General features: G+C 64.5%; 17 protein-coding genes. 4 read left to right on the plus strand and 13 right to left on the minus strand.

What is annotated here, in order from left to right; genetic code table 11:
- Positions 1-12: 12 nt before the first annotated feature.
- Complete coding sequence (locus DPM33_RS01200) at positions 13-852, minus strand: GNAT family N-acetyltransferase (RefSeq protein WP_112095074.1); 840 nt, start codon at positions 850-852, stop codon at positions 13-15.
- Positions 853-1170: 318 nt separating this feature from the next.
- On the opposite strand from DPM33_RS01200, the gene DPM33_RS01205 reads away from it, so the two are divergent.
- Together DPM33_RS01205 and DPM33_RS01210 are read left to right on the plus strand one after the other, a co-directional pair.
- Complete coding sequence (locus DPM33_RS01205; RefSeq protein WP_112095075.1) at positions 1171-1839, plus strand: haloacid dehalogenase type II; 669 nt, start codon at positions 1171-1173, stop codon at positions 1837-1839.
- A gap of 16 nt (positions 1840-1855) precedes the next feature.
- On the plus strand, positions 1856-3130 hold the full coding sequence (locus tag DPM33_RS01210; protein ID WP_112095076.1) for an NAD(P)/FAD-dependent oxidoreductase: 1275 nt from the start codon (positions 1856-1858) through the stop codon (positions 3128-3130).
- 22 nt (positions 3131-3152) lie between these two features.
- On the opposite strand, the gene DPM33_RS01215 is transcribed toward DPM33_RS01210, so the two are convergent.
- The 6 genes from DPM33_RS01215 to argE all read right to left on the minus strand — a co-directional run bounded on the left by DPM33_RS01215 (position 3153) and on the right by argE (position 9778).
- Complete coding sequence (locus DPM33_RS01215; protein ID WP_112095077.1) at positions 3153-4610, minus strand: NAD-dependent succinate-semialdehyde dehydrogenase; 1458 nt, start codon at positions 4608-4610, stop codon at positions 3153-3155.
- Positions 4611-4627: 17 nt separating this feature from the next.
- On the minus strand, positions 4628-5671 hold the full coding sequence (locus DPM33_RS01220; RefSeq protein ID WP_112095867.1) for a tartrate dehydrogenase: 1044 nt from the start codon (positions 5669-5671) through the stop codon (positions 4628-4630).
- Between the two features lie 10 nt (positions 5672-5681).
- On the minus strand, positions 5682-7145 hold the full coding sequence (locus DPM33_RS01225) for an aldehyde dehydrogenase family protein (RefSeq protein WP_112095078.1): 1464 nt from the start codon (positions 7143-7145) through the stop codon (positions 5682-5684).
- Positions 7146-7283: 138 nt separating this feature from the next.
- Entirely contained in the window at positions 7284-7637 is a 354-nt protein-coding gene (locus DPM33_RS01230; RefSeq protein ID WP_112095079.1) for a cupin domain-containing protein, read from the minus strand.
- A 79-nt stretch (positions 7638-7716) separates the two neighbouring features.
- Positions 7717-8640, minus strand: a complete 924-nt coding sequence (locus tag DPM33_RS01235; protein WP_112095080.1) for a 2-hydroxyacid dehydrogenase — start codon at positions 8638-8640, stop codon at positions 7717-7719.
- A 13-nt stretch (positions 8641-8653) separates the two neighbouring features.
- Complete coding sequence (gene argE / locus DPM33_RS01240; protein WP_112095081.1) at positions 8654-9778, minus strand: acetylornithine deacetylase; 1125 nt, start codon at positions 9776-9778, stop codon at positions 8654-8656.
- Here argE and DPM33_RS36065 point away from each other — a divergent pair.
- Together DPM33_RS36065 and DPM33_RS01245 are read left to right on the plus strand one after the other, a co-directional pair.
- Positions 9762-9956, plus strand: coding sequence for a hypothetical protein (locus DPM33_RS36065; protein ID WP_167448903.1), 195 nt, complete (start codon positions 9762-9764; stop codon positions 9954-9956). The two genes, argE and DPM33_RS36065, sit on opposite strands and share 17 nt — an antisense overlap.
- A 24-nt stretch (positions 9957-9980) precedes the next feature.
- The gene (locus DPM33_RS01245; protein ID WP_112095082.1) at positions 9981-10910 is read left to right on the plus strand and encodes a GNAT family N-acetyltransferase; all 930 of its coding nucleotides are present in this window, start codon (positions 9981-9983) and stop codon (positions 10908-10910) included.
- Between the two features lie 83 nt (positions 10911-10993).
- Here the strand turns inward: DPM33_RS01245 and DPM33_RS01250 are convergent, their stop codons facing one another.
- The 6 genes from DPM33_RS01250 to DPM33_RS01275 all read right to left on the minus strand — a co-directional run bounded on the left by DPM33_RS01250 (position 10994) and on the right by DPM33_RS01275 (position 17224).
- Positions 10994-11836, minus strand: a complete 843-nt coding sequence (locus DPM33_RS01250) for a carbohydrate ABC transporter permease (RefSeq protein WP_112095083.1) — start codon at positions 11834-11836, stop codon at positions 10994-10996.
- Between the two features lie 5 nt (positions 11837-11841).
- Positions 11842-12738, minus strand: coding sequence for a carbohydrate ABC transporter permease (locus DPM33_RS01255; RefSeq protein ID WP_112095084.1), 897 nt, complete (start codon positions 12736-12738; stop codon positions 11842-11844).
- Positions 12739-12876: 138 nt separating this feature from the next.
- Positions 12877-14124, minus strand: a complete 1248-nt coding sequence (locus tag DPM33_RS01260) for an ABC transporter substrate-binding protein (protein WP_112095869.1) — start codon at positions 14122-14124, stop codon at positions 12877-12879.
- 112 nt (positions 14125-14236) lie between these two features.
- Positions 14237-15382 (minus strand): ABC transporter ATP-binding protein, encoded by a 1146-nt coding sequence (locus DPM33_RS01265; protein WP_112095085.1) that lies wholly within the window; start codon positions 15380-15382, stop codon positions 14237-14239.
- A gap of 87 nt (positions 15383-15469) precedes the next feature.
- The gene (locus DPM33_RS01270) at positions 15470-16420 is read right to left on the minus strand and encodes a PfkB family carbohydrate kinase (RefSeq protein WP_112095086.1); all 951 of its coding nucleotides are present in this window, start codon (positions 16418-16420) and stop codon (positions 15470-15472) included.
- A 3-nt stretch (positions 16421-16423) separates the two neighbouring features.
- Entirely contained in the window at positions 16424-17224 is an 801-nt protein-coding gene (locus DPM33_RS01275) for a beta/alpha barrel domain-containing protein (RefSeq protein WP_112095087.1), read from the minus strand.
- Between the last annotated feature and the right edge of the window lie 69 nt (positions 17225-17293).

Genomic DNA, 17293 nt, shown 5'->3' on the forward strand with positions numbered 1-17293 from the left:
TTGTCCTCGTGACTAGCCGAGCGCCTGGTTGGCGAGGGCGTAAACTTTTGGCCGGGCCTGTGCCGCGTCCGTCCTGGATGGGCGGTCCATGGCCACGCCGCCGCCGACATGGGCAAGGCCGATTTCCGTGAGCCAGCCGGCGATGCCCGTCCTGCTGTCGGTATCGACGCGGAGGAAGGCGCCGGGCCGCGACGCGGCGAAGAAGCCGATCAGTGCTTTGGCCTCCTCTGCGCTGCCCGCGATAACCGGGCCGATCACCTCGCCGCGTCCGAACGGGCGGATCGCTGCATAGGCCTCGATGGCGCCGTTGCGGCGGATGACGGCGAACTGGCCGCGCTCGGCCAGCGCATCGATCAGGGTTTCGCGGTTCGCGCCATAGGCGTCGCGGTCCAGCACCTTGATTTCTGGCAGGTCATCGGCGCTTGCCGCTTCCACGCCGTCGAGCGCGTCAAGTGGGGCGACGTTGCCCTGATGCTGCAGAATCGTGCCGGAAGGCGCGAAGCCGAGTTTCTCATAGAGCGGCATGCCGTCGGCGGTAGCGACAAGCCGCAGCGGGCGATCCTCCGCAAGGGCCAACGCCTGTTCCATCAGCCGGCGCCCGAGTCCCTTGCCGCGCACGTTCCGGTCGACGATCACCATGTTGATCATGGCGCAGTCCGCGCCATAGGGCGTCACCAGGATGGTTCCGGCGACGCGGCCCTGGTCGTCGAGCGCGACCGCGCCGCTCGAAAGCTGCAGCGCCATCTGCCAGTCCTGGCGGCGATGCGGCCAGTTCTCCTGGCGGGAAAGCGCCACCGCGCCCTCGATATGGTCCGGCCCGAAGTCCCGGAGTTCGATCTCGCCCTGCTGCATGAGGCATCCTTCCGTCTACTGCCAAGTCTCGGTCATCGACGCGCCGCAGATCGTCTGAAGGTTTCGGTCTCTACGATATCTTTCGCCTTTGCGCGGGGCGTGCGCCGCATCTTCTGCTGGCAGCGTCCTCGGCGGTCGCTTCATAGTCGCGCAATGGCCTCTTCTCGACGGGCAGGATGCTACAGCGTGCCAAAGCGGACGTGTGATACGGAACTTTCTGCTTTCGGAGAGCCGAATTCGGTCAAGTGGCTCGCCGCCTGCCCGCATATGATGACGTAAATCCCAGAGCGGGTGCGCTTCCACCGGAGATCGACGGACATGGCTTCCTTCAGGCCCAAATACATCACCTTCGACTGCTATGGCACGTTGACCAATTTCCAGATGGCGGAAGCGGCTCGCGACCTCTATGGCAGCCGGCTCGACGAACCGCGCATGCAGGAGTTCATCAAGAACTTCGCTGCCTATCGGCTGGACGAGATCCTGGGCGACTGGAAGCCCTATGCCGACGTCATCCACAACGCGCTGGAGCGCGCTTGCAAGCGCAACGCCGTCGTCTTCAGTCCCGACGACGCCAAAATGGTCTATGAACGTGTCCCGACCTGGGGACCGCATGCCGACGTTCCGGCAGGCCTTGCCAAGGTCGCCAAGGAAATTCCGCTGGTGATCCTCTCCAACGCCATGAACGCGCAGATCATGTCCAATGTCGAGAAGCTCGGCGCGCCATTCCATGCTGTCTACACGGCCGAGCAGGCACAGGCCTACAAGCCGCGCTTCAAAGCCTTTGAGTATATGCTCGACATGCTGGGCTGCGGCCCGGAAGACATCCTTCACTGCTCGTCTTCGTTCCGCTACGACCTGATGTCCGCGCATGACCTCGGCATCAAGAACAAGGTCTGGGTCAACCGCGCCCACGAGCCGGCCAACCCCTATTACGGCTACACCGAGATCGCCAATATTTCCGGTCTCCCGGGCGTGGTTGGTCTCTGAAACAGGCGGATTGCCGATGAAGCTGGTCTCCTACTGGCACGACACCGCCCCGGTCTTTTCCGGCGGAGCGCAAGGCCCCGTCGAAGGGCACTACGACGCAGCCATCGTCGGCGGCGGCTTCACCGGTCTCGCCGCCGCGCGCCAATTGGCGAAGGCCGGCGCCAAGGTGGCGGTGCTGGAAGCGGAGCGGGTCGGGTGGGGCGCGTCCGGGCGCAACGGCGGGCATCTGAACAACGGCCTCGCCCACAGCTACCTTGCGGCCAAGGCGGAACTCGGCAAGGAACGGGCGATCGCGCTTTATCGGGCGCTGGACGACTCCGTCGACACCATCGAGGCGCTGGTCGCCGAAGAAGGCATCGACTGCAATTTCCGCCGTGCCGGCAAGCTCAAGCTCGCCTCCAAGCCGCAGCATTTCGAAGCCATCGCGCGCAACTTCGAAGCCGTCCATGCCGAGGTCGATCCAGACACGGCGCTGCTCTCGGCGGCCGATCTCAAATCCGAGATCGGATCGTCCTTCCATGGCGCCATGCTGTCGAAGAAGAGCGCCATGATGCATATGGGTCGCTATGTGGCGGGCCTCGCCACGGCCGCCACCCGCCACGGCGCCGTCATCCACGAGAACACCCGGGTGACCGACCGCAAACAAGCCGGCACCAGACATGAGCTGACCACCTCGCGCGGCCGCGTCAGCGCAGATAACGTGCTGGTGGCGACGGGTGCCTACACGACCCCGAATTTCAGCTACTTCCGTCGCAGGCTCATCTCGGTCGGCAGCTTCATCATCGCCACGCGGCCGCTGAGCGACGCCGAGATCGCTGCCACCATGCCGGCCAATCGGACATGCGTGACCTCGATGAACATCGGCAACTACTTCCGGCTCGCACCCGACAAGCGTCTGATCTTCGGCGGCCGCGCCCGCTTCTCGGCGACATCGGACCAGCGCTCGGATGCCAGGAGCGGCCAGATATTGCGGGCAAGCCTCGCGGCGATTTTTCCGCAGCTCGCCAGAGTCGAGATCGACTATTGTTGGGGCGGGCTGGTCGACATGACCAAGGACCGCTTCCCGCGCGCCGGCTATCATGACGGGGTCTGGTACGCGATGGGCTATTCCGGCCATGGCGCGCAGCTTTCCACCCAACTCGGCATGATCCTGGCCGATGCCATGCTCGGCCGCGAGGACCGCAATCCGCTGAAGGGGCTCGAGTGGCCTTCCATCCCAGGCTACTCGGGCAAGCCGTGGTTCCTGCCGATGGTCGGCCTCTACTACAAGGCGCTCGACCGGATTCAGTGACCTCCGATTCAGCGGCTGGGTTTCAGCCGAGCCCGCCCATGTGAAAGCTCTTCATCTCGAGATATTCCTCGATGCCGGCCTGCGCGCCTTCGCGTCCGAGGCCGGACTGCTTGACGCCGCCAAAGGGGGCCACCTCCATCGACACCGAGCCGGTGTTCAAGCCCACCATGCCGAACTCCAGCGCCTCGCCGACGCGCCAGGCGCGTTTCAAATTCTCGGTGTAGAAGTAGGAGGCAAGCCCGTAAGGCGTGCCGTTGGCCAGCGCGATCGCTTCCTCTTCGGTCTCGAAGCGGAAAAGCGGCGCGACCGGACCAAACGTTTCCTCGCCGGCGAGCTGCATCTCTGCCGTGGCGCCCGTCAGCACCAGCGGCGCGACATATTGCGGGCCCTCCGGCAATACCGGTTTCTCGGTGGCGATCGCAGCACCCCTGGCGAGCGCGTCCTCGACATGGCGGTTGATCTTCTCGACCGCCGCCCTGTTGATCATCGGCCCGATAGCGACGCCGGGCTGCGTGCCGGGCCCCACCGTCATTGCGTTGACGCGGGCCGTGAGCTTCGCGGCGAAGACATCGTAGACACCGGCCTGGACGAGGATGCGGTTGGCGCACACACAGGTCTGGCCGCCATTGCGGAATTTCGAGACGAGGGCGCCCTCGACGGCGAGATCGAGATCGGCGTCGTCGAAGACGATGAAGGGGGCGTTGCCGCCGAGTTCGAGGCTGAGCCGCTTCACGCTGTCGGCGGCGCCGCGCATCAGCAGCGAGCCGACCCGCGTCGAGCCGGTGAAGGAGATCTTGCGCACCGTCTCGTTGGCCATGATCTCGTTGCCGATCCCGGTCGGCATGCCGGTGACGATGTTGATGACGCCGGCGGGGATGCCCGCACGTTCGGCGAGCGCGCCGAGCGCCAGCGCCGAATAGGGCGTGAACTCCGACGGCTTGATCACCACCGTGCAGCCGGCGGCCAGCGCCGGCGCGACCTTGCGGGTGATCATCGCGTTCGGAAAATTCCACGGCGTGATGATGCCGCACACGCCGACCGGCTCCTTCAGCACGATGATGCGTCGGTCCGGGGTCGGCGAGGGGATGGTGTGGCCGTTGATGCGGCGCGCCTCCTCGGCGAACCATTTGACGAAGGAGGCGCCGTAGCGGATCTCGCCCTTGGCCTCGTCCAGCGGCTTGCCCTGTTCCGTGGTCAGGATCAGCGCCAGATCGTCCAGATGCGCAAGCATCAGGCCATGCCAGGTTTCCAGGAGCGCCGCGCGCTCGGCATTGGTCTTCTTCCTCCAGTCCCGATAGGCGGAGGCTGCCGCTTCGATGGCCGCGCGGGTCTCTGCCCCGGCCATGTCGGGCACCGTGCCGATCGCGGCCTGCGTCGCCGGATCGATGACGTCGACGGTTTTGCCGGAGCCGGCAGCGACCCATTCGCCGCCGATCAGGCCGGCTTCGCGCAAGAGGCTTTTGTCCTTCAGGTTTTTCATCGGAAACGACCTTGCATTCAACTGAGCGCCGCGACGACGGCGGCTGTGATGGCGTCTGTTTTGTCCTTGCCGGCGATGGTTCCGATGCCGCGCCCGGTTGTCGCTTCGACCGCTTTCATGATGCGGCCGGCCGCATCCTTTTCGCCGAGATGCTCGAGCATCATCGCGCCCGACCATATTGTAGCGATCGGATTGGCGATGCCGAGATGGGCGATGTCCGGGGCGGAGCCGTGCACCGGTTCGAACATCGACGGCGCCGAGCGGTCGGGGTTGATGTTGGCCGAGGCGGCGTAACCCAGCCCGCCCTGGATCGCCGCGCCGATGTCGGTCAGGATGTCGCCGAACAGGTTGGAGGCCACGACCACGTCGAGGCTGTCGGGCGCCATGATCATGCGCGCGGCGAGCGCGTCGACATGGTAGCTGGTGACGGTGACGTCAGGATGCTCCGGCGCCAGCTTGCGCGTGATCTCGTCCCAGAACACCATCGAGTACTTCTGGGCGTTGGACTTGGTGACGGAGGCGAGCTTGCCGCGCCGTGCCCGCGCCTGCTCGAAGCCGAAGCGCAGGATGCGCTCGACGCCGGCGCGGGTGAAGATCGACGTCTCCACCGCGACCTCGTCCTGCGTGCCCTGGTGAACGCGCCCGCCGGCGCCCGAATATTCGCCTTCGGTGTTCTCGCGAATGCACAAGATATCGAAGCTCTCGGCCCGCAGCGGACCCGTCACGCCCGGCAGCAGACGGTGCGGCCGGATGTTTGCGTACTGCACGAACGCCTTGCGGATCGGCAGCAAAAGACCATGCAGCGAAACGGAGTCCGGCACTTCCGCCGGCCAGCCGATGGCGCCGAGCAGGATGGCGTCGAAGCCGCGCAAAGTCTCGATGCCGTCTTCCGGCATCATGCGGCCGGTCTCCTTGTAGAATTTGCAGGACCAGGGGAACTCGGTTGCCGTCAGGGCAAAGCCCGCATGTTTGGCCGCGGCCTCCAGCACGGACCAGGCAGCGGCGATTACGTCGCGGCCGATGCCGTCACCGGGGATCAGGGCGATCGAATAGGATTTCATCGGCATCTCTCTAGAGGCTGATCAGGACGCTCTTGGTCCTGCGATTGGCGAGATAGGCCTCGCGGCCGAGGTCCTTGCCGATGCCCGAGCGCTTGTAGCCGCCGGTCGGCAGGATGTGGTCGCGCGATCGGCTGTAGCGATTGACCCAGACGGTGCCCGCTTCGAGCTTGCGCGCGAGACGGATCGTGCGGGACAGGTCGGTCGTGAACAGACCGGAGGCCAGCCCGTAGGTCGGATGGCTGGACAGCGCCAGCGCCTCTTCCTCGGTCTTGAAGGTTTGGACGGTCAGGACCGGGCCGAAGATCTCCTCGACGATCGCCGGATTGGCCTGGTCGACATTGGCGATCAGCGTCGGCGCGTAGAAATAGCCGGGATCGTCCATGGCCCTGCCGCCGGTCATGCACTCGCCGCCGGTTGCGATGGCGGCCCGCACGATGCCGTCGACACGCGCCCGCTGCCGCTCCGAAATGATCGGCGAATACTGCGTTGTCTCGTCCCAGGTCGGGCCGGGCCGCGCCGCCTTCATCCGCTCCACGATGGCCGTCGTCAGCCTATCGGCGACACTCTTCTCGACGATCAGGCGCGTGCCGGCCACGCAGGCCTGGCCGGCATTGAAGATGACGCTGCCGGCGATCGCCGCCGCGGCCTTGTCGAGATCGGCGTCGGCAAAGACGAGCTGCGGGCTCTTGCCGCCAAGCTCGAGCGTCATCGGCTTGACGCCGGTGCGGGCGACATTCTCCATGATCGCCGAACCGGCGCGAGTCGAGCCGGTGAAGCTGACCTTGGCGATTTCGGGATGGCCGGTCAGCGCCGTGCCGGTCGTCGGACCGTCGCCTAGCACCACGTTGATCAGCCCGGCCGGCAGGCCCGCCCTGACAGCGAGCAGCGCCAGATAGACCGCCGAGAACGGCGTCATCTCGGAAGGTTTCAGCACCACCGCGTTGCCCGCGGCCAGCGCCGGGCCGAGTTTCCAGCCGGCCATCGAGATCGGAAAATTCCAGGGCGTGATGGCGCCGACCACGCCATAGGGCTCGCTCATGATCATGCCGAGGCTGGCGTCGTCGGTCGGCGCGAGCTCGCTGCCTTCCTTGTCGGCGAACTCGGCAAAGAAGCGGATCTGCTCAGCGGTCACGGCGATGTCGCCGGCGACGAGCTGGCCGACGGGCCGGGTCGAGCTCAGCGCCTCGATCCTGGCCAGCGTTTCGGCTTCCGCCTCGATCAGGTCGGCCCAGGCCTGCAGCGCCCTGGTTCGCTCGCGCGGACGGACGCCGCCCCAATTGCTGGTTTCCAGCGCCGCCTTGGCGCTCTCGACCGCACGGTCCACCATGTCCGCGCCGGCCACGGGACAAGCAGCATAGGCTTTGCCGTCCGAGGGGCGGCGCATCTCGATCCCGCCCTCGGCCGGGATCAGTTGCCCGCCAATGAAATGGCCGACGGGGAGAGGAATTGTATCGGGATCGAAGCTCAGGCTCATCGACAACCACTCTGCGGCATCGGCCTGAGTCTAGTGCGTGGCGGCACGCAGCATGCGCTGTTCGGCGTTCCGCTACCGACGAATGTTGCGAGCCAGGCGTGAGAGACGGCAAAATCTTCCGCGCGAGGATGTGCCTCGCTATCCGACGGTCACGTAGATCTTGCGCACCGTTTCGATAGTCTTCCAGACGCCGGTGAAACCGGGCTTCATGACGAAACTGTCGCCGGCTCGGTAGGTCACGGTCTCGCCGGCGTCGGGGGTGATTTCGACCACGCCGGAGAGGATATGGCAGAACTCGAAGGTCTCGCCCTTGATCGAGCGCGTCGCGCCCGGTGTGGCCTCCCAGACGCCGGTATGGACGAGGTCGCCCTTGGCGACGTCCTGCGCCCAGGTCTTGAAGGCGGGATCGCCGGCGATCAGCCGCTCGGGCAACGCCTTGGATTCACGCGGCTGGAAGGCGGGGTTGGTGTCGACGGACTTGAGCAGGGACAAGGGATGGCCTTTCGGTTGGGAGCTTGATTTGATGCATGTCGTTCTCCCAGAACCGCTGCACACTTCTGGCCGACATGCATTAATAGCCGCGTGAGCGGTCGACGAGCCCGATCGGATCGAGCCCAGCGCGGTGGCGTCGGATGTTTTCGATGACGGCACGCGCGGCGGTCGCGGGCTGGGTCACGCTCGCGACATGCGGGGTCAGGATGATCTTCGGATGCGACCAGAACGGATGGCCCACGGGCAGCGGTTCGGGGTCGGTCACGTCGATCATCGCCGCCGACAGATGGCCGCTGTCGAGCGCGGCGACAAGCGCTTGATGGTCGAGCTGCGGCCCCCGGCCTGTGTGAACGAGAGCCGCGCCCTGCGGTAGTTTCGCAAAGAGGTCGGCATTAAGGAAACCACGCGTGTCCTCGGTCAGTGGCAGCAGGCAGACCAGTATGTCGCTGGCCGCGAGCAATTCCGCAAGCCCGGGCTCGCCATGATGACAGGTCACGCCGTCGATCTGGCGCGGCGAGCGGCTCCAGCCGGCAAGCGGGAAGCCGAAAGGCTTCAGCCGGTCGAGGACGGCCTGGCCAAGCTGGCCGAGGCCGAGCACGCCGACGCGGCGCGAACCGGCCTGCGGTTGCGGAATGTCGAGCCATTCGCCGGCGCGCTGCTGCGCCAGATAGGCCGGCAGGTTGCGGTGCAGCGCGAGCACCGCCAGCGCGACATACTCCTGCATCATGCGCACGATGCCTTCCTCGATCATACGCACGACCTTCACCGTCGCGGGCACCGCGTCGAAGCGGAACTGGTCGACGCCTGCGCCGATGGAAAACAGGATTTCGAGGTTGCGGTAGCTGGAGAGATTTTCCGGCACTGTCCAGGTGATGAGATAGCGCACCGCGTCGGCATCGACCGTCGCGACATCCATGGCGAAGGGGAGGTCCGGCAATTCCTTCGCGAAGGCCTCGGCGAAGACCGCGCCGCGCCGCGCGTCGGAGTTGAACAGGAAGGTCATTCCGGTTGCTCCTTCAGGCCGCGCAATGCATGCCGAGCGCCTCGATCATCCGCTGGCAGCCGATGAGTTCGCTCGCCAGGATATACTCGTCCGGCTTGTGGGCGCGTGCGATATCGCCGGGACCGCAGATGATCGCATCGAGCCCGGCGGCTTGGTAAAGCCCGGCCTCCGTGCCGTAGCTGACGGCGGCCAAAGGCGTTTCGCCGGTCAGTTCGCCCAGCAGCGCCGCCACCGGCGCGTCCTGGTGCAGCGAGAGTGCGGGGTAGGCGCTCACCGGTGTCCACTCGACAACATAGCCTTGGGCGGCAAGCGCTTCGGCTTTTGCCTTGACCGGCGCGAGCAGTCCAGCCGGGTCGACGCCAGGCACGGCGCGCGCCTCCAGGTCCAGCGTGGAGCTGTCAGGGATGATGTTGACCGACTGTCCGCCCGAGATCACACCGGCCTGCAGCGAGGAATAGGCGGGCTCGAAGGCCGGGTCGAACGGACCGTGTGTCAGCCGCTCGGTTTCACGCACGGCCGCGCTGAGGATGTCGGCCATCGCATGAATCGCGTTCAGCCCAAGATCGGGCCGCGAGGAATGGCCGGAGCGTCCCTTGATGACAACGCGGGCCGCCGCCTTACCCTTGTGGCCGCGCACGGCGCGCAGGCCGCTCGGCTCGCCGACGATGACGCCGAGCGGCCTGGCGCAAAGTTCGGGAAGCCGGGCGATCAGATGCGGCACGCCGCGGCATCCGATCTCCTCGTCATAGGAGAAGGCGAGGTGGATCGGCTTGGCGAGGCGCCGCCCCGCCAGTATGGGCACGGCGGCGAGCGCGGCGGCCAGGAATCCCTTCATGTCCGTCGTGCCGCGTCCATAGAGCCGTTCACCCTCCTGACGCATTGCAAAAGGGGACGAGCTCCATTGCGGCTCGGCAGCGGGAACGACGTCCATATGGCCGGACAGGATATAGCCCGGAACATCGGCGGGGCCGATCGTGGCGAAAAGATTGGAACGGTCGCCTTCCGGTCCGGGAAGCCGGGTGACCTTCGCTCCCTGTTGCGCGAGATAGGCCTCGATCCAGTCGGCTATGTCACCGTTCGGCTTGCCGGCGACCGACGGAAAGGCGACGAGACGGTCGAGGATGTCGAAGACGTCCATTCCAGCCCTCAAGGCGTTTTCGGGTCGCGGAGGCTCGGCGCCGCTGGCCATGACTTCAGAATTGTCGCGGAGCATGGGCGCGTTCTTTCGCGATTGCGTGCCGAAAGCGGAAGTGTTTCAGTCGAATCTTGCGTTGGCGCGTGGCATTCGAGCAAATCGTATCGGTCTGGTTGTTTAGCGTTGACAGGGCAGGGGGCGTTGAATGTCACCCGTTACGCAATCTTTCAGAGGCAAGGAATTGAAGCCGTCCGAAAGCTTGAAAATCGATGCTTTCTCGATGCGTATCGCCGACATCGAGGGCATCGAGCTCGACCGCTTGCATGCGCACTCGCTGTCCGTGGGATGGCCGCACCGGGCCGAGGACTGGCAGTTTCTGCGCGAATCTGGGCACGGTTTCGTGGCGCTCGACGAGATCGGCCGAGTCCTCGGTTCGGCAATGTGGTTCGAGCACGGCCCTGATTTCGCAACCGTCGGCATGGTCATCACCTCGCCCCGGCTTCAGACGCTGGGGGCGGCGCAATGGCTGATGAAGCGGGTCTTCGACAAGATCCCCGGGCGCGACCTGCGCCTCAACGCGACCCGCGCCGCGCGGCGGCTCTATCTCTCGCTCGACTTCCAGTCGGAGAAGACCGTCTACCAATGTCAGGGCATCGCCCGCATGCCGGCGACAGGCAGCACGGCGGAGGCGCCAGGCGACATCCGGACTTTGGACGCAAGCGACATTCAAGCAGCGATCGCCCTCGACGCTGCGGGCTTTGGCGTGAGGCGACCGGCGCTCATTGAAAGGCTCTTCGCGCATTCGGCCGGCTATGGGCTTTTCAGGGGGAACAAGCTGGCTGCTTTCGCGCTCTGCAGGCCTTTCGGGCGGGGCCATGTCGTGGGGCCGGTCGTGGCCGAAAGCGATGCCGACGCCGTGGCGGTCGTCCGGCCGCACGTTGCCGACCATTCGGGATCCTTCCTCAGGGTCGACACTCATATGGACAATGGCGAATTCGCCGCCTTTCTGTCGCACGCCGGGATGCCGGTCTTCGACACGGTGCTGACAATGTCGCTCGGCAAGCGCCTCGCTGATTTTCCCGCTGATGGCTCGGCTACAAGAACCTATGCCCTGGCAAGCCAAACTCTCGGATAGGTCCTCGGGCGCTCTACCGACCACGGCTTGATCGGGGCAGCATGGAGCGCGGGGCCTGTCAGCCCTCCGCCGAGCTGGACGCCCTACTTGACGGAGCCCGCCGTCATCCCTGCGAGGAAGAACCTCTGCGCCACGAGGTAGATGACCAGGAGCGGCAGCGAGCCGAGCACGCTCATCGCCATCATCTGGTTCCACTCGAAAGCGTGCTGCCCCATCAAGAGCTGGATGCCGATCGGGACGGTGCGCATCGACGTCGACTTCGTCAGCGTCAGCGCGAAGAGGAACTCGTTCCAGCACAACAGGAAAGTATAGACCGACGTCGCCACGATGCCGGGCAGTGAGATCGGCACGATCACCCGCCAGAGCGCCGTCCAGCTGGAGCCGCCATCGACCGCGACGGCTTCGTCGAGATCGCGCGGCAAGGTGTTCAGGTATCCCGTCATCAAAAGGATCGCGTAGGGCAGCGTGAACACCAGGTAGGTCAGGATCAGCGCGACATAGGTGTCGAAGATGCGATAGGAGACGACGAGCCCGAAGAAGGGGATCAGAAGCGTGATCGGCGGGATCGTCTGCGTGCTGATGATGAGGGTGTTGAGGCTGCCCTTGCCGCGAAAGTTGAAGCGGCTGAATCCATAGGCCGCCAGCAGGGCGATCAGCACCGTCAGCACCGTCACCGCTCCGGCCACGAAGTAGCTGTTGAAGAAGAAGCGCAGCTTCACCGGGTCGCCGAGGATCGCGGCATAGGCTTCCAGCGTGAACGCCTTCGGCAGGATGGTTGGCGGCAGGGCAAAGATTTCGGTGTTCGATTTGAACGAGCTGCTCAGCATCCAGTAGATCGGGAAGGCCGCGAAAAACAGCCCCGCGGCAAGCGCGACATGCAGCGCGACGGTGATCAGCCTGTCCTTCGGCGTGTGCCTTTTTCTCATGGTGACTACCGGGCCTTCTGATAACGGATGTAGAACAGCGTCAGGCCGAGCGAAATCAGCAGGATGACCACCGCGCTTGCCGCCGCCTGTGACAGGTTGTAGCTCGAAAACGCCAGCTTGTAGGTGTAGGTGCTGAGCACCTCGGTCGAGTAGATCGGACCGCCGCCCGTCGTTATCCAGATCAGCGGGAAGACCTGCATCGTCCAGATGAAATCGAGCAGCGAGATACTGATGATGATCGGCATCAGCTGCGGAATGGTAATGAAGATCAGCTTCTGATAGGCCTTCGCCCCGTCGATATCGGCGGCCTCGTAGAAATCCTTGGGAATGCCCTGCAGGCCCGCGAGCAGGCTGACCATGAAAAGCGGGTAGCCCGCCCAGATGTTGGCGAAGGTGACGGCGTGCAGCGCGGTCTCGGGCGAGGAAAACCACTCGATCTTGGAACCGATGATGCCCAGCTGCATGAGAATGCTGTTCACGACACCGTTCGGCTCGAGCAGCAGGCGCCAGATCACCGCGATGATCACCGCGGTGAACAGCCAGGGCAGGATGTAGAGCACGCGCAGGATATTGCGCAGCGTCGGATTGATGCGGTCGCTGTTCAGCATGAGCGCGAAGATCATGCCGATGGTCATGTGGAAAACGACGCTCATGCAGGTGAAGTAGAGCGTGTGCCATAGCGAGGCCCAGAATACGGGGTCGGCAAAGATCGCCTGATAGTGCTTCAGTCCGGCAAAAGACGGATCGCGGCGCAGCACCGCGCTGTTCTGGAACGAATAGGAAATCACCGTCACCATCGGCAGCAGCATCAAAAGGCCGATGATGAGCAACGAGGGCGACAGATAGAGATAGGGTGCGACCGCTCGTTTCAGTCTGTGGTGAGAGCGCTTCTGCCGGGCCATGTGCCAACCTTGGGATACGCCTTCAGAAGAAGGTAAGCTTCAAAAAAACAGGTCCATCTCACATTGCCGATCCGATGTTGCCGGGTGGCCTGACCGAAGTCAGGCCACCCGGCCGAAGATCGCAATGAGAAAGGCCGATCAGAATTTCGCCATCCAGCCCTTCTGGGCGGCAGCGGCCGCCTGTTCCGGAGATTGCTCGCCGGCGAGCATCTTCTGGGCTTGCACGTCGAACTGGGTCATCAGGTCTTCGGCCACCGGCAGCCCCGTGAACTCGTTGGCGAGATAACCGGTCTTGAAGATTTCGAAGGCCTTGCCGAAAGCCTTGTCGGAGGTCACGAAGTCGGGCTTGGCGTTGACGTTGCCCGGGAAGGCGTTTGCAAGCGACACGAGCTTGGCGTTGACCTTTTCACTCATCAGATATTGGACGAGTTTCCAGGCCTCCTCCTGATGCTTCGAGCCGGCGGAGATGCCGATGCCCCAGGAGGCATAGGGAAGGCCGCGCTTGCCGTTGTAGTTCTCCACGACCGGGACCGGGATGAGGTCGAAGTTCAGCTTGGGATTGCGTTTGCGGATGAGGTTCACATGCGCGAGCGAGTCGATCATCATCCCGACCCGGTCGTTGACGAATTCCTCGACCTTTTCCTGTTCCGTCTTGGTGGCGATGCCTGGCGAGACGGTGCCGGCATCGTTGAGCGACTTCACGAAGGTGAGCATATCCACGACCGGCTTGCCCTCGAGGTCGGGCTTGCCGTTCGCCATCATCGACTGGCCCGAAGCCCAGACCCACGACATCATGTCGTTCTGGACGCCGGACGGCGTCTGCAGCGAGAGCGGCAGCACCCAGCCATACTGGTTCTTGTCGGCATGCGTCATCTTCTTGGCTGCTTCGAGAAACTCCGCGCGGGTCGACGGCAGCTTGGTCACGCCGGCCTGGGCGGCGAGGTCCAGATTGACGAAGACCGGATAGACGAAGGAAGCGACCGGGAACATCACCGCCTTGCCGTCCACCTTGATGATATCGGCGACTTGGGCTTTATCGAACTTGCTCGCATCCATCATCGGGTTCATGTCGGCGAGCGCGTTCTGCGCGTTCAGATTGTTCACCCAGGCGCCGTCGAGACCGACGACGTCGCTGAGCGTCCCGGTTGCGGCACCGACCGAGATCTGGTCTCGCGTGGTCGCATAGGGGCCGCTGACCAGCGTCACCTTGATGCCGGGATTCGCGGCCTCGAAATCATCCATGATTTTCCGCAGCGAGCCCGCGGGCAGCTCCGGCTCCCACCACTGGGTGAATTCCAGCGTCGTGTCGGCCATGGCGCCGGTTGCGCCGAGCAGCCATGCGGCCGCGGCCATTTTCAGCATCGCGGGTCGTATCCGAAACGTCATTTTCTCCTCCTTCTTTGGGATCGACCGCACAATGCGGACGATCATTCTGGTTTATTCAGAAGCCTTCTTTCGCAGGCGCCTCGCCCTCGCCCGCGGGCCTTGCCGCAATTCTTCAGATCGCCAGATGCGTCTCGGGATCGAAGAAATGCAGCTTGGTATCATCCAGGGCCAACCGGATTTCCGAGCCGGAGCGGACTGCGCTGTCCGGTTCGAATTTCGCCACCGCGTTCGACGCCATGCCGAAATCCTGCACCGCGTCCGGATCGCCTGAGTCCACCCGGGCCGCGTCGATGCTGAGATGGACGATGTGTTCGGACCCGAGCTCCTCGATCGAGGTCACCTTTGCCGGTATCGTCTGGTACTTGCGACCGGATTCGAGGCTGCTGTCATGGAGATGCTCCGGCCGGATCCCGAACACCACCTTGCGCCCCGCATACGATCTCAGGCCAGGCCTGCGCGCGAAGGCTGCATCCTGCAGCCGGATGGCGAAGGCGCCGGTCGTCAGCTCGTCGCCCGTCAGGGTCGCCTCGAAAAGGTTCATCGACGGAGAGCCGATGAAGCCGGCGACGAAGGCGTTGACCGGCGCTTCATAGAGCCGCTTGGGTGTGTCGACCTGCTGCAGCACGCCGCCTTTCAACACCGCGACCCTGTCGCCCATCGTCATCGCTTCGGTCTGGTCGTGGGTCACGTAGATGGTCGTGACGCCGAGCTGTTTTTGCAGGCTGGTGATTTCGGCGCGCATTTGCACGCGCAGTTTCGCGTCCAGATTGGAAAGCGGCTCGTCCATCAGAAAGGCGGCCGGCTCGCGCACCATGGCCCGGCCCATGGCAACCCGCTGACGCTGTCCGCCCGAAAGGTTGGCGGGTTTGCTGTCCAGCAGCGACGTCAGCTGCAGGGTTTTGGCGATCTCGTCCACGCGCTTCTTGCGCTCGGCCTTCGGCTTGCCCGCCAGTCGCATCGAAAAGGCGATGTTTTCGAACACCGTCATATGCGGGTACAGCGCGTAGCTCTGGAAGACCATCGCGATGTCGCGGTCCTTGGGCGGCATGTCGACGACGTCGGTACCGCCGATCCGAAGACTGCCGCTGGTGACGTCCTCCAATCCCGCGATCATCCGCAACGCGGTGGATTTGCCGCAGCCGGACGGCCCGACGAGGATCAAGAACTCACCGTCCTCGACCGACAGGTTCAATTGGTCGATTGCGCGAAAATTGTTCCCGTAGGTCTTGCAGATATTCTCAAGAATGACTTCTGCCATCTTCCTCCTCCACAAGTCTAAGCCATTGATTTTTATAATTCTCCTCGGCTTAGTCGGCTTGCAAATATTTCCTCGGATAGTTTCAGGCTATGTTCCGGTATCGAGCTGCGCGGATTTGAGTTCGGCGGCCGACGGAGCTTTCGCCGATCCCAGGAGTTCCGTGACCTGGTCCTCGGTTGGAAGCGCCGCGCGCCCGCCACGCCCTGTGATCGAAAGGGCCGCGGCCGCGGCCGCGAATGCGACCCGGCCGGCGGTGTCGGCGCCTCGCGTCAACGCATGCGCATAGGCGCCATGGAAGCAGTCGCCGGCGCCTGTCGAATCGACGACGGCAACCTGGTGCGGAGGCAGGTGCCAAAGCCCCGCCTCGTCGCGTCCGCGATAATAGACACCCCTGCCGCCGTCGGTCAGAACCACGGCGGACCGCGACGGCAACCACAATGCATCGAGCATCTCGGCGGGCGATCGGCGGCCCGTGGCGGTTCGTGCAAAGGCAAGTGGCAGAATGAGATGGTCGCAGAGCGCGACCAGCCTCTCCGTGGCCGGGCCGGCGCTCCATTCGATATCGCCGAGGATCGCAAGGCCGAGATCGCGAGCCCGGGCCACGACATCCAGCGACCGGATCGCGTAGCTGTCGACGATCAGAACCGTCGCGCGGCTGAGGATCCCGTCCGGAAAATCCGGCGCGGTGCCCAGCATCGCGTCGTCGTCATACGCGATGAACCGCTCCCCGTCCGAGCCGACGGTAATGCGCGAACGTACCGGACGCGCGTTGGGGTGGCGCGGCGCGAATGCGGTTTCAACACCGCTCTCAGTGAGATCGCAGAGCGCCGCGTCGTCCGCGGCGCTGCCCAGCCATCCGACGAACCCGGCGCTTCCGCCGAGCCGCGCGACGGCGGCAAGCGCCGTCGCGACATTTCCCCCGAAGGCGCGGGCGCTTTGCAGAACCTTCCCCTTGCCCGCCGACAACGGCTGATCGACATAGACGATGTCGTCGATCGCAATGGCGCCGAAGCCGAGGATTGAGGGAACGGTGGGCATCGTTCAGGCGCCCGCCTTGGCCAAAGCATCTTCCGCCGACAGGCCGTCATGGATGACGCCCCGAAAGGCACGCGCCGCCTTCTGCGGATCGCCATGTCCCCAGAGATTGCGTCCCACCACGGCACCGCGCGCACCGGCACGGATGGCGTCCGCCGTCTGCTGAAGCGCGCCGAGCAGCGTATCGGTCTTCGGGCCGCCGGCGATCACGACCGGCACCGGGCAGGTCCGCACGGTCTCCCGGAACGACTCGAAATCGCCCGTGTAGCCGATCTTGATCACGTCGACGCCGGACTCGTAGCCGATGCGCGCCGCATAGGCGATCTCGTCGGGGGTGAAGACGATCTTTGCCCCGTCGGTGAAATCGCGGGGGTAGATATGCGCCACCACCGGCATGCCGTAGCGGGCCGCCGCATTCACTGAATCGGTCAGCCAGCGAATATACTTGCCCTCGGTCGCACCACGCACCGGGATGGCCACTGCCAACGCGTCGGCGCCGGCGCGCACCGCATCCTCGGGCGTTGCGATAAGCTCGCTGATGCGATCGTCCGGAGTGAAGCAGCCCGCCTGGATCACCAGGGAAGCCTTGCCCGCATATTGCGGCCACAGATGGCGCGCGGTGCCGGGCTGGATGCTGACGTAATCGGGTTTGCCCGCCATGACGCGCGCGAGCGCGCCCGGCAGGTCGGCAAGACCGCCTTTGCGCACATCGCCATAGCCGACGAAGTGGTCGACCGCGCCGCCAAAAAGATTCCCCGATGGATGCGAGAAGAGGCGCGCAAGCCGCACCTTGGTTCCTAGGCTCATGAGTCCAAAATTCCCCAATCGTTTGATTTCGAAATCCTGAACCCAGTCTTTGCGAAAGAAACATGAAAT

The sequence above is a fragment of the Mesorhizobium hawassense genome, assembly GCF_003289945.1.
GTDB lineage: Bacteria > Pseudomonadota > Alphaproteobacteria > Rhizobiales > Rhizobiaceae > Mesorhizobium > Mesorhizobium hawassense.

Coding starts and splice junctions, on each gene's coding strand:
- DPM33_RS01200 (WP_112095074.1), bottom strand. CDS start 852: ATGCAGCAGGGCGAGATCGAACTCCGGGACTTCGGGCCGGACCATATC.
- DPM33_RS01205 (WP_112095075.1), top strand. CDS start 1,171: ATGGCTTCCTTCAGGCCCAAATACATCACCTTCGACTGCTATGGCACG.
- DPM33_RS01210 (WP_112095076.1), top strand. CDS start 1,856: ATGAAGCTGGTCTCCTACTGGCACGACACCGCCCCGGTCTTTTCCGGC.
- DPM33_RS01215 (WP_112095077.1), bottom strand. CDS start 4,610: ATGAAAAACCTGAAGGACAAAAGCCTCTTGCGCGAAGCCGGCCTGATC.
- DPM33_RS01220 (WP_112095867.1), bottom strand. CDS start 5,671: ATGAAATCCTATTCGATCGCCCTGATCCCCGGTGACGGCATCGGCCGC.
- DPM33_RS01225 (WP_112095078.1), bottom strand. CDS start 7,145: ATGAGCCTGAGCTTCGATCCCGATACAATTCCTCTCCCCGTCGGCCAT.
- DPM33_RS01235 (WP_112095080.1), bottom strand. CDS start 8,640: ATGACCTTCCTGTTCAACTCCGACGCGCGGCGCGGCGCGGTCTTCGCC.
- DPM33_RS36065 (WP_167448903.1), top strand. CDS start 9,762: ATGTCGAAGACGTCCATTCCAGCCCTCAAGGCGTTTTCGGGTCGCGGA.
- argE (WP_112095081.1), bottom strand. CDS start 9,778: ATGGACGTCTTCGACATCCTCGACCGTCTCGTCGCCTTTCCGTCGGTC.
- DPM33_RS01245 (WP_112095082.1), top strand. CDS start 9,981: ATGTCACCCGTTACGCAATCTTTCAGAGGCAAGGAATTGAAGCCGTCC.
- DPM33_RS01250 (WP_112095083.1), bottom strand. CDS start 11,836: ATGAGAAAAAGGCACACGCCGAAGGACAGGCTGATCACCGTCGCGCTG.
- DPM33_RS01255 (WP_112095084.1), bottom strand. CDS start 12,738: ATGGCCCGGCAGAAGCGCTCTCACCACAGACTGAAACGAGCGGTCGCA.
- DPM33_RS01260 (WP_112095869.1), bottom strand. CDS start 14,124: ATGACGTTTCGGATACGACCCGCGATGCTGAAAATGGCCGCGGCCGCA.
- DPM33_RS01265 (WP_112095085.1), bottom strand. CDS start 15,382: ATGGCAGAAGTCATTCTTGAGAATATCTGCAAGACCTACGGGAACAAT.
- DPM33_RS01270 (WP_112095086.1), bottom strand. CDS start 16,420: ATGCCCACCGTTCCCTCAATCCTCGGCTTCGGCGCCATTGCGATCGAC.
- DPM33_RS01275 (WP_112095087.1), bottom strand. CDS start 17,224: ATGAGCCTAGGAACCAAGGTGCGGCTTGCGCGCCTCTTCTCGCATCCA.